This window comes from Oceanisphaera sp. W20_SRM_FM3 (genome assembly GCF_052119705.1).
Lineage (GTDB): Bacteria > Pseudomonadota > Gammaproteobacteria > Enterobacterales > Aeromonadaceae > Oceanimonas.
Map to the genome: position 1 here is coordinate 61,852 of NZ_JBGQOP010000009.1, position 11,643 is coordinate 73,494.

Genomic DNA, 11,643 nt, shown 5'->3' on the forward strand with positions numbered 1-11,643 from the left:
TTCCGTGCTTATCGTAAACAAAGAGGCGTGGATTTCGTTGCGAAAGGGGTTGATTTTAGGCTTTTAGCTTGTCCTCTTCACCCTTTACACCTCACTCCTCACAAACAGATCAATCGAGCGGTATGACTTTGCCGATGTAGGGCAGATTACGATAGCGCTGGGCATAATCGATGCCATAACCCACCACAAACTCATCAGGAATGGTAAAGCCCACCCAATCTACGGGCACGTCTACTACGCGACGATCCGGTTTATCGAGCAAGGAACAAATGGTCAGTGAGGCCGGTTCGCGCAACGATAAAATTTCTTTCACCTTACTCAAGGTGTAACCGGAGTCGATAATATCTTCGACGATCAGCACATGCTTGCCGTTAATTTCATCGTCTAAGTCTTTGAGAATACGCACATCCCGACTACTGCTAGTGCCGTTCCCGTAACTTGAGGCCGTCATAAAATCCAGACGTATCGGTAACGGGATTTGGCGGCACAGATCGGCCATAAACACACAGGAGCCGCGCAGCAAACCCACCATCACCAGCTCATCTACGCCTTGATAATGTTGGGTAATTTGTTCGCCTAATGCTTGGATCCTGGCATTAACCTCTTCGGTACTGATCAGGACATCCACTCTGTGTTTCATTTTTGCTCCGTTCGGGTAACGGTACCCGACAGTGATTAAAGACGTATTCTAACGGAAATCTTACTGGGCTGCATTTAGTGCCGTGAGGGGTGAGGCGTAATGAGTGAGGCAAAAACCAAAACTTAGCGCACATCGGTTTAACACCTCACTCCTCACCATTTACTCCTCACAGTGTTTTAATGCCCATATCCCCAGCGCGACATGAGTGCGTGATCCACATCTAAATGATCCAAGATGCGCGCCACCATAAAATCCACTAAATCGGCAATGGTTTTCGGCTGGTGATAAAAACCCGGTGAGGCGGGCATAATAGTCACGTTTAGGCGTGCTAATTTCAGCATGTTTTCAAGATGTAGCGCCGAATACGGTGACTCGCGCGGCACTATGATCAGCTGGCCTTTTTCCTTGATCACCACATCTGCGGCGCGCTCGATTAAGTTATCCGAGTTACCCATAGCGATGGCTGCCACTGTGCCCATAGAACAGGGGCAAATCACCATGCGCCGGGGCGCACCTGAGCCAGACGCCACAGGTGAAAACCACTCTTCTTTGCCATAGACTTTCAGCTGCTCAGATTTGGCCTGATAACGCTCGCTTAATAAGGTAGCCAAAGCGGCGGGTTGTGCCGGCCACTGTTCGTCTTGTTCGGTGGCCATCACCACACGTGCGGCACTGGAAACCAACAAGTGCACCTGCAAGTCGGCTTCTAGCAAACGCTTTAACAACGCCAGTGCATATGGGGCGCCTGAAGCGCCAGATAAGGCCAGCGTTATCTGCCTTGCTCTTGGATAGTTTGGTACTAAGTTAAGCGCACTCATAAACGACTACCTGAGCGCAGCGCCAAGGCATCTAACAGCCGCTGATGAATGCCACCAAAGCCGCCATTGCTCATCACTAAAATATGGTCATGGGGCTGGGCTTCTTTCACTAAAGCGGCAATTAAGATATCCAAATCCTCATAAATTTGACCTTGTGGGCAGGCGTTAGCGACCGTGCCCAAGTCCCAATCTAAGCCGCTAGGCTTAAAGAAATAGGTAGCGTCCGCCAATTGCAGTGAATCCGCTAACGGCTGCTGATGAATACCCATCTTCATGGTATTAGATCGTGGTTCTAATACCGCTAATACGCGGCCTTGGCTTTGCGCGTTAACTTGGGCTTTCAGTCCCGCCAAGGTAGTGGCGATAGCGGTGGGGTGATGAGCAAAGTCGTCCCAAACGCTCACTTGGCTCACGGTACCCTTTAGCTCCATACGCCGCTTAGGCGACACAAATAAGCACAGCGATTTAATGGCTTCATGCACAGGCACACCGGCATGGCGCGCCGCCGCCAAGGCCATTAGGCCATTATTAACGTTATGCAGGCCGATGCAGCCCCAGTGCACTTCGCCCACCTGTTGGCCATCCACGAATACCGCAAACTGGCTGCCATCTGCGCTCAACGCCTTGGCTTGCCACTGGCCGCCTTCGCCCCCGTCCTTCCCCTCACCTAGGCGCTCCACTTCACTCCAGCAGCCCATGGCCAGCACTTCATCTATGGCAGGCGTTTGAGTCGGCGCCAGCACCCGGCCATGGCCCGGCACCATGCGCAGTAAATGATGGAATTGACGTTGAATGGCCGCAAGATCTGGGAATATATCGGCATGGTCGAACTCAAGATTGTTCAAAATCAGCGTGCTAGGGCGGTAATGCACAAACTTGGAGCGCTTATCGAAGAAGGCGCTGTCGTATTCATCTGCCTCAATCACAAAAAACGGCGCCTCACCTAAGCGGGCCGATACCTCGAAGTTGCCCGGTACACCGCCGATTAAGAAGCCAGGGTTTAGCCCGCAGTCTGCTAAGATCCAAGCCAACATACCGGCTGTGGTGGTTTTACCGTGGGTGCCAGACACAGCTAACACCCAGCGGTCTTGCAGCATATGCTCCAGCAGCCATTGTGGGCCAGAGGTGTAAGGCAGGCGACGATTTAATACTGCCTCCACACACGGATTACCACGGCTCATTGCATTGCCAATCACCACCAAGTCGGGGATATCGTCGAGCTGAGCCGGATCATAACCTTCAATCAGCTCTATACCCTGAGCCATAAGCTGAGTACTCATAGGCGGGTAAACATTGGCATCACTGCCGGTGACCCGATAGCCGAGTTGTTTGGCGAGAACGGCAATGCCGCCCATGAAGGTGCCACAAATACCGAGAATATGGATGTGCATAACGTGCCTCTGGCTGCTGTATTGGCTCCATTCTAACAATGTGTCCGCACTTTGGGCACTTGTATGGTGATCTCTGCGACACTAGTTATAATATCTGCCTAGTAAGCATTATCCCTTGGTATAACCGAACCTGCCCGCTTAGCGTGGTAAACTCAAGTTTAAGTTTGTAACACACTATTAAAGGAGCTCTCATGAGCCTGAAGAACGTCCCTGCCGGCCTTAATTTGCCAGAAGATATTTACGTAGTAATCGAAATTCCACAAAACGCAGATCCGATTAAATACGAAGTAGATAAAGACACAGGCGCGCTTTTTGTAGACCGTTTCATGTCAACGCCTATGTTTTACCCATGCAACTACGGCTATGTGAACCACACACTGTCACTGGACGGTGACCCAGTTGACGTACTGGTTCATACCCCGTATCCGTTAGAAGCCGGCTCTGTGATCCGTTGTCGCCCAGTGGGCGTGCTGCACATGACAGATGAGTCTGGTGAAGATGCCAAGATCATTGCCGTGCCACACACTAAGCTGAGCAAAGAATACGAGCACATTCAGGACATCAACGATGTGTCTGCTTCACTGAAGGCGCAAATCCAGCACTTCTTCGAGCACTACAAAGATTTGGAAGCGGGCAAGTGGGTGAAGTTGGAAGGCTGGGGCGACAAAGCCGCCGCCGAAGCCGAGATTTTAAGCTCTGCCGAGCGCTTTAATAAAGCCTAAGCGTCCCGCTTATCCTTTATACAAATAATGTGTACAAAAAATATGCACGAAAAATGTGCACGAAAAATGTGCACAAAAAAACCCTCAGTGAATGAGGGTTTTTTTATGGCGTGAATACACAGCCGTAAATCAAATACTCCCATAGCCTTGGGTGCACAGCAGGCTCGAGAGCAGTTAGCGCTTATATTCTTCAGGATTAGATAATGACCGATGAAACATGCGTAGCGGCACAGGCATAACAATTTCAGCCCAAAAGCTTAAAGATTATGCTGTTTGTTCAGAAAGGAATAGTGCTTTTCGCTAAAGAAGAGGCATTAACTAGTGAGCAGATGATCGACGTCGAAAACTGAGTGCGACGCGCACTTAATAATTAAAAATATAAGCCTCATCAAGACCTTATGTTTTGCGCAGGCTTATTCTATGATGGCAATTATGGTCGCTAAAATACCCAGACTGGATAGATAGCCCACCATTAATAGCACTCTGGCCATACTGGTTTTGCTTTTTGGATTTTGTTGCATGTACATGCGCCGCTCCATTTAAAATTTAGGCCGCAATTTTAACATAGAAACAACATGGTTAACAATAGAAACTGATGACGCGAAAAGCTGCAACACTGGATAATAAATTAAAGAGTCGCAGGGCCCTTTTACAGCAACTCGCCGAGCAAAGAGGCGTGGCTGGGCTGCTGCATGGCGATACTAAAATCAGCTTTGGTGAGCGCTTTAAAATTCGCCTCCAACTAGATGAAGCGGCGCGGCAAAAAAATCTAGAAACCATAGTTGAGCTGGCAAGCAAGCAGGATAATGACGAATTAGCCAACGAGCCAGATCCCGACTGGCTTAGTCATTTCCTTGAATTAGCACAAAATATTCGCCATCCCGCCATGCAACAATTTTGGGCCAATATACTCTCCCAAGAGATGCTCAGCCCGGGGAATTGTTCGATTCAAGCTTTGAGCCGCTTGCAACTCATGACCCAAAAAGATGCACTCTTGCTGCAAAAAGCCAGCGCCCTCGCCTGCCACTTTGGTGACGATAACTTAAGGTTATTATTTGGTTACCAATATCGCACTTTGTTACAAGGCCAGCGTCAGCAACGGCTTAATCTAGGTCGATATCGCCTCCCTTATGCGGGTATGTTGCAATTATTTGAATTGGGATTGTTGCATCAGGCAGAATTAGAATCCGGTGAGCTCTCGCAAACGGCACCGCTGCGCGTGGTATTAAACAATCAGCCCATGACCTTGCAGCCACAACGCAAAGGCATACGACTCCTTTATTACCGCTTTACCACGGTCGGTAACGAACTCGCAGGACTGATTACAGAGCCCACGCCCGCAGATTATCGCAACGACCTACAAGATCTATTGGCACCACTGGGGCAGTTGAGCCTCAAGATATAGCGCCGAGCGCCCAGCACCAAGGGCCTAGCTAAGCCAACAAAACCCAGGCAAAAAAATACCGGAACGAGTCCGGTATAAAGGTGGTTTGCAAAAGGGTTGTTATCTTTAACTTACAGCTTACCGCTTTCGGCTTGCCTTTAAGCGTATTGTGCTTGGGCTTCTGTCTGTGCCGCTTGCGGCTTAAACCAAGCCAGTGAATCTGCTAATGCGGCCACGTTGCCAATCACCATCAAAGACGGGCTGACTACTTGCTCGGCCAACACGGCGAGCTCACTTAAGGTGCCACGCACTACCCGCTGCTGGGGCGTGGTGCCGCGCTCGATTAAGGCCACAGGTGTACTGGATGACAGACCATTGTCGATTAAGCGCTGTTGAATATGACCGGAGCGCATTAGCCCCATGTAAATCACTAACGTCTGACGACTCTGTGCCAATGATGCCCAGTTTGGCTCTTTGCCATCTTCTTTACTGTGACCGGTAATGAATATTGCGCTTTGCGCGTGATCGCGATGCGTGAGCGGAATACCCGCATAAGCAGTGGCGCCGGCGGCGGCCGTAATACCCGGCACGACTTGAAAAGGAATACCTGCAGCTTTTAAGGTTTCTAGCTCTTCGGCACCGCGACCAAACATAAAAGGGTCACCGCCTTTAAGGCGTACTACGCGCTTGCCGCTAAGTGCTTGCTCTACCAGCAGCTGATTAATTTGATCTTGGGGCACGCTGTGATGACCGGCCTTTTTGCCAACGGCAATTAACTCGGCTTCTGGGCGGATCAGCGCCATTATTTCCGGTGACACCAATTGGTCATACAGCACCACTTCGGCTTTTTGTAATTCATTTAAGGCCTTAATGGTTAATAAGTCTGGGTCGCCAGGACCCGCCCCCACCAAAATCACCTCGCCGGTTTGGGGCTGAGTGATGGCCTGCTCTAACCAGCGCTCAGCATTCGCCAACTCGCCTTGTTGTAACAGCGTATTAAGCGTGGCGTCGTCTTCGGCCCGCGCCCAAAAGCGGCGGCGTTCATCGCTGGTAGCAAATGCTAATTGCACTTTAGTGCGCAACTTACCCGCCACTCGGCTTAGCTCGCCCCAGTGTTTAGGTAACAAGGCATCGAGGCGGGCACGCAGTAAACGCGCCAGCCAAGGGGCGTCGCCGCCGGTGCTAAAGGCCACTTGCAGCGGAAAACGCTCCACAATTGAGGGAAAGATCACCGCCGAGCGCTTGCTGTCGTCGGCTTTATTCACCAATAAACCACGCGAGTTGGCGGCCTGATAGACGCGCGCATTCACTTCTTTATTATCGGTGGCCGCCACCACTAAAAACTGCTCATCAAGATAGTGCTCAGCAAACACGTCGTTTTGCCAAACAAACTGCGACTGCAAAGCGGCAAGCTCTGGGCACAATTGCGGCGCCACTAGGGTTAAGCGCGCGCCGCGGGCCAGCAAGACTTTGGCTTTGCGCGCAGCCACCACACCTCCTCCCACTACCAAGCAAGGGCGGTGTTTGATTTTAATAAAGAGAGGTAGGTGTTCCATGAGGGTATCCACTAATACGTTGCAGTAGCCACACTATAAAGGATGACAGGTAGATCTCAAAAGAATGGAAGATGCTTTTTTATTACTAAAAGGAATAAATAGGCAGCGCCCGGCACCCAGCGCCTAGCTAAAAACCAACCCAACAGACAAAAATACGGTCGCAAGTCCGGTATGACGGCAAAGAGCAGAGGGTGTTTTGTTTTTCTTTAGCTGGGCGCCGGGCGCTCGGCGCTGCTTTTATTTAATTACTTGGCGCAGTAAATCTTTCCAAGAGACCAAGCCTTCGAGTTTGCCGTTATCCATCACCGGCAAGCAGCCGATGTTATGCTCGAGCATGATGCGCGCGGCGCTTTGCAAGGTAGCGGCACCGGTAATGGTGAGCACATCGCGTGACATCACTTGATGGACGCGCCTTTGCAAGGTATCGCGATCGCGCTCAACTTCTGCATCCGTGCCCAAATAAGGGCTAAGGGCACGGCTCATATCTGCATGGCTGATAATACCGCACAGCTGCTCTTGGCTATTCAAGACCAACAAATGGCGAAACGCCGACTGGGTAAAAATATTTCGTACAAATTCCAGCCGATCGTCTTGGTGGACGGTGGCAATTCGCCGAGTCATTATTTCTTGAACGCGCATGCATTCTCCTTTTAAGGCTTATTAACCCAAGGAGCCGCCGCGTTTAGATACCACTGCCGTCAGCTTCTTGGGCTTCATGAAGACCACATTCACGTTTCATACCGAAGAAGCGCGTATCGGCTTCAGACATGCCCGGTTCCCATTTCGCCGTGGTGTGCACGTCGCCTACCGAGACGTAACCTTGCTCCCACAGCGGATGATAAGGTAAATCAAACTGTTGCAGGTAATAATGCACGTCTTTGTTGCTCCAGTCGATGATCGGCAAGAACTTAAAACGCCCGCCTTGCACGCCCAATACTTCTAGACTGTCGCGGCTTTCGGACTGAGTGCGGCGCAAGCCCGAAAACCAAGTGCTGGCTTCAAGGTCACGCAACGCACGCTGCATGGGCTCGACTTTGTTCAGATGGTTATAGCGGCTGATGCCGTCTACGCCCTGCTCCCACAATTTGCCGTAACAAGCTTCTTGCCAAGCGCTGGAACGGCTAGCCTGATAAATTTTCAGATTCAGGCCTAAGCGCTCGGTTAATTCGTCGATAAAGCGATAGGTTTCCGGAAATAAGTAACCGGTGTCGGTCAAAATCACCGGCGTATCGGCTTTCTCTTGAGTGACCAAGTGCAGCATGACGGCCGCTTGAATACCAAAGCTTGACGACAACACGGGAGCACCCGGTAGGTGCTCCAATGCCCAGCGCACCCGCTCGGGCGCGCTCATGGCTTTCAACTCTTGATTGAGCGGGGCTAGAGCCTGTGCTCGTTCAACAGCGCTCAGGTTATTCAGCTCGGATAAGCTAATTAACACGCTAGACTGCGGCATAAAAGTCCCTCGCCGAGTCGATGACGGGCGCGATAATACCGGCACGGATCACAAAGTCACCGAAGCCTTCACCACTATTACGCTCGAGCGCCCAACGACCAATCAGCTCATCGAGCTCCGCCATTATCTGGCGATCTGTGATGTTTTCTTTGTACATGCGCGGAATACGCGTGCCTTCGCGGTTACCGCCTAAGTGCAGGTTATAACGACCCGGCGCCTTACCCACTAAGCCCACTTCGGCCAACATGGCACGACCACAGCCGTTCGGGCAGCCGGTGACGCGAAAGATGATGTTGTCGTCACTGATGTTGTGCTTGGCCAAATAACCTTCTAACTCAGTCACATACTCGGGCAACACCCGCTCAGACTCCGCCATGGCGAGCGGGCAGGTCGGCAGTGCCACACAGGCCATGGAGCTCTTACGCTGCTCGGACACTGAGTCTTCGATTAAACCGTGCTCGCGCGCTAGCTGCTCAATTTGTGCTTTTTGCTCGGTTGGTACGCCGGCAATGATCAGGTTTTGGTTGGCAGTTAAGCGGAAGTCACCTTGGTGAATCTTAGCGATTTCGCGCATACCGGTTTTCAGGGTCTTACCTGGGTAATCCAGAATACGACCGTTTTCGATAAACAGCGTTAAGTGCTGCTTACCGTCTATGCCTTCTACCCAACCAAAGCGATCGCCACGGCTAGTGAACTCATAAGGACGGCTGTCGGCAAACTTGATACCGGCGCGCTTTTCCACTTCGGCCTTAAATACCTCTACGCCCACGCGCTCAAGGGTGTACTTGGTCTTGGCGTTTTTACGCTCCACACGGTTACCCATGTCGCGCTGGGTGGTGACCACGGCTTCGGCGATGGCGATGGTGTGCGACAGTGGGATAAAACCAAAGTCGGTCGCCTTGCGCGGAAAGGTAGCTGTGTCGCCGTGAGTCATGGCTAAGCCACCGCCCACTAATACGTTAAAGCCGACCAATTTACCGTCTTCGGCAATGGCCACGAAGTTTAAGTCGTTGGCGTGTAAGTCCACATCGTTGTGCGGTGGGATCACCACAGTGGTTTTAAACTTACGAGGCAGATAAGTGGCACCCAAAATTGGCTCTTCGTCAGGCGTATCTAACCGCTCGCCGTCCAGCCAAATTTCAAGATAAGCACGGGTCTTCGGCAGCAAGTGCTCGGAGATCTTCTTCGCCCACTCGTAAGCCTCTTGGTGCAGATGCGACTCAACCGGATTACTGGTGCACAGCACGTTACGGTTTACGTCACCGGCGGTGGCGATGGAGTCGATACCTGTGCTGTTCAGAGTTTGGTGCATATGCTTGATGTCGCGCTTTAACACACCGTGAAACTGGAAGGTTTGACGGGTAGTCAGGCGAATACTGCCATAGATGCTGCTTTCTTCGGCGAACTTGTCGATTACCAACCACTGCTCAGGCTTGATAATGCCGCCGGGTAAGCGAGCGCGCAGCATAACGTTATGCAGGGGCTCTAGCTTTTGGGCGGTACGTTCGTTACGAATGTCGCGGTCGTCTTGCTGATACATGCCGTGTACGCGGATCAGCTGGAAGTTATCACCGTTAAAACCACCGGTGAGTTCATCGCTTAAATCCGCTTCTATGGTGCCGCGCAAAAAATTACTCTCGCGCTTCATGCGTTCGTTGTCAGACAGTTTTAGTTCGCTCATTAGTACACATCCCTCTGGTAACGCTTAGCTGCGCGTAGCGCATCTACATATTCGGTTGCTTGGTCGCTAGTCTTATTGCCGTGCTCGGCCACTATGTCGATCAACGCCTCATGCACGTCTTTAGCCATCTTGTTGGCATCGCCACACACGTAAAAGTGCGCGCCTTGCTCTAACCACTGATAAACCTCGGCGCCTTGCTCACGCAATTTGTGCTGCACATAGATTTTTTCTTGCTGGTCGCGGCTAAAGGCCAGTGAAATCTTGTTCAACAAACCAGACTTAACATAACGCTGCCATTCCAGCTGATACAAGAAGTCTTGAGTAAAGTGCGGATTACCGAAGAACAACCAGTTTTGACCGTTGGCAGAGCGGGCATCACGCTCTTGCATAAAGGCACGGAACGGCGCTATGCCGGTGCCTGGGCCCACCATGATCACAGGCGTGTCGTCGTTGGCAGGGAGGCGGAAGTTATCGTTATGTTCGATAAACACCCGCACTTGGCCGCCTTCCTCTAAACGATCTGCCAGATGAGAAGAAGCGCCGCCGTTACGGGCTTGGCCATCTTGCTCAAAACGCACCACACCCACAGTTAAATGCACTTCGTCTTCTACTTCAGCTTGCGACGAGGCAATGGAGTACAAACGCGGTGTAAGGCGGCGCAGGCTAGCTTGTAGCTGCTCGGCGCTCAAGGCACCTTGTTGCTCACGGGCGATATCAAGGATTTGATGAGTAGCGCAGTATTCACGCAGCGCGGCTTTGTCATCGACCAGTGCCCGTAACTTAGGCGCGTCGGTGAGCTCGGCATAAGACTGCACAAAACTGTTATAGCCTTGGGTCAGCTCATAGTTGTGAATTAAGGCTTCACGGATATTCACGCTTTGCTCATCCACAATCACTTCGCTTGCACCGTCTACGCCGGTTTGCGCCAATAGCGCATCCACTAACTGCTCGTCGTTGCTAAACCACACGCCGAGTGCGTCGCCGGGCTGATAGCTAAGATCTGAGCCTTCCAGAGAAATCTCAAAATGGCGCACATCTCTATCTGAATCACGACCCACAATCGCTTGGTTGGTCAGCAACTCGGCGGTAAAGGGGTGCTTTTTGTTGTAGAGGCTAGTGGCACCGGCAGTCAGTGGAGCTACGCCAGCCAAGCCAGCCACGTCATTAGCAGCCTCAGACTTAAGCGCTTCTTTTACCAGCGCCACAGACTCTTGGATCCAGCTTTGGCACACGGCGTCGTAGTCGACGTCTGCATCTAGGCGCGCCAATAACGGCTTGGCACCGGCTTTGCTTAAGTATTGGTCGAAGTCTTTACCGGTCTGGCAATAGAACTCATAAGAGGAGTCGCCCAAACCAATAATGCCGTATTGCAGGCCGTCTAATTTGCCTGCCTTGCCGGCTTTTAATTCTTTATGAAACTCAATGGCGTCGTCTGGGGCTTCGCCCTCGCCGTTAGTACTGGCGACGATTAAGACATGGGTTTCTTTTTTCAGATTGCGGACTTTATAGTCAGCAGCACTAAATAGGCTCACTTCCACGCCATTGGCGCTGGCGCTAGCGCGTAATTCTTCGGCTACGCCTTTAGCGTTACCGGTTTGTGAGGCATAAATAATGGTCAGCTTGCCGGCCGGTTGTGCATTAGCAATCGCTGCCGGTGCCGTAATACCAGTAGCATGTTGGCTGATGCCGTAAAAATACCCGCTTACCCACGCCAGTTGAGTCGCACTTAACTCGGCTGCCACCTGAGTAAGCTTATGGACTTGTTGTTCGTTTAGCGGGCTGGCAGACGCCGCGAGTTCTTTTAACAGCATAAGATTTGCTTCCACTTTTTCCAGATAGGTATAGCTTAAACGAGGTTGAGTCCAACAAGAAAGAATAAAAGATGATTTTTTATGCTTTAAAAGAATAAGGTGCGCAAGTGAGGAGTAAATGGTGAGGAGTGAGGCGCAACACACCCATATTGCAGATCCAGTGTGTGACGCCTAACTCTTTACTTAT

At 51.4% G+C, this 11,643-nt stretch carries 10 protein-coding genes; 2 read left to right on the plus strand and 8 right to left on the minus strand.

Annotated features, from left to right (window positions below):
* Positions 1 to 109 precede the first annotated feature (109 nt).
* The 3 genes from hpt to mpl all read right to left on the minus strand — a co-directional run bounded on the left by hpt (position 110) and on the right by mpl (position 2,849).
* Positions 110 to 640: a hypoxanthine phosphoribosyltransferase gene (gene hpt / locus ACEN2G_RS06935; RefSeq protein WP_442020754.1), complete on the minus strand. Its 531-nt coding sequence runs from the start codon at positions 638 to 640 to the stop codon at positions 110 to 112.
* 176 nt (positions 641 to 816) lie between these two features.
* Positions 817 to 1,458: a flavin prenyltransferase UbiX gene (locus ACEN2G_RS06940; RefSeq protein ID WP_442020755.1), complete on the minus strand. Its 642-nt coding sequence runs from the start codon at positions 1,456 to 1,458 to the stop codon at positions 817 to 819.
* The gene (gene mpl / locus ACEN2G_RS06945; RefSeq protein WP_442020756.1) at positions 1,455 to 2,849 is read right to left on the minus strand and encodes a UDP-N-acetylmuramate:L-alanyl-gamma-D-glutamyl-meso-diaminopimelate ligase; all 1,395 of its coding nucleotides are present in this window, start codon (positions 2,847 to 2,849) and stop codon (positions 1,455 to 1,457) included. The genes ACEN2G_RS06940 and mpl overlap by 4 nt, the downstream gene beginning before the upstream one ends.
* Positions 2,850 to 3,040: 191 nt before the next feature.
* On the opposite strand from mpl, the gene ppa reads away from it, so the two are divergent.
* Both ppa and ACEN2G_RS06955 read left to right on the plus strand, forming a co-directional pair.
* Positions 3,041 to 3,571, plus strand: a complete 531-nt coding sequence (ppa, locus tag ACEN2G_RS06950; protein WP_442020757.1) for an inorganic diphosphatase — start codon at positions 3,041 to 3,043, stop codon at positions 3,569 to 3,571.
* A 595-nt stretch (positions 3,572 to 4,166) separates the two neighbouring features.
* Entirely contained in the window at positions 4,167 to 4,976 is an 810-nt protein-coding gene (locus ACEN2G_RS06955) for a TIGR03899 family protein (RefSeq protein WP_442020758.1), read from the plus strand.
* Between the two features lie 137 nt (positions 4,977 to 5,113).
* Here ACEN2G_RS06955 and cysG read toward each other — a convergent pair whose 3' ends face one another.
* The 5 genes from cysG to ACEN2G_RS06980 all read right to left on the minus strand — a co-directional run bounded on the left by cysG (position 5,114) and on the right by ACEN2G_RS06980 (position 11,456).
* Complete coding sequence (gene cysG / locus ACEN2G_RS06960) at positions 5,114 to 6,511, minus strand: siroheme synthase CysG (protein ID WP_442020759.1); 1,398 nt, start codon at positions 6,509 to 6,511, stop codon at positions 5,114 to 5,116.
* Positions 6,512 to 6,748: 237 nt separating this feature from the next.
* Complete coding sequence (locus ACEN2G_RS06965; RefSeq protein WP_442020760.1) at positions 6,749 to 7,150, minus strand: CBS domain-containing protein; 402 nt, start codon at positions 7,148 to 7,150, stop codon at positions 6,749 to 6,751.
* 43 nt (positions 7,151 to 7,193) lie between these two features.
* The gene (locus ACEN2G_RS06970) at positions 7,194 to 7,964 is read right to left on the minus strand and encodes a phosphoadenylyl-sulfate reductase (protein ID WP_442020761.1); all 771 of its coding nucleotides are present in this window, start codon (positions 7,962 to 7,964) and stop codon (positions 7,194 to 7,196) included.
* Positions 7,951 to 9,645: an assimilatory sulfite reductase (NADPH) hemoprotein subunit gene (gene cysI / locus ACEN2G_RS06975; RefSeq protein WP_442020762.1), complete on the minus strand. Its 1,695-nt coding sequence runs from the start codon at positions 9,643 to 9,645 to the stop codon at positions 7,951 to 7,953. The genes ACEN2G_RS06970 and cysI overlap by 14 nt, the downstream gene beginning before the upstream one ends.
* Positions 9,645 to 11,456, minus strand: coding sequence for an assimilatory sulfite reductase (NADPH) flavoprotein subunit (locus ACEN2G_RS06980; protein WP_442020763.1), 1,812 nt, complete (start codon positions 11,454 to 11,456; stop codon positions 9,645 to 9,647). The genes cysI and ACEN2G_RS06980 overlap by 1 nt, the downstream gene beginning before the upstream one ends.
* Positions 11,457 to 11,643 lie beyond the last annotated feature (187 nt).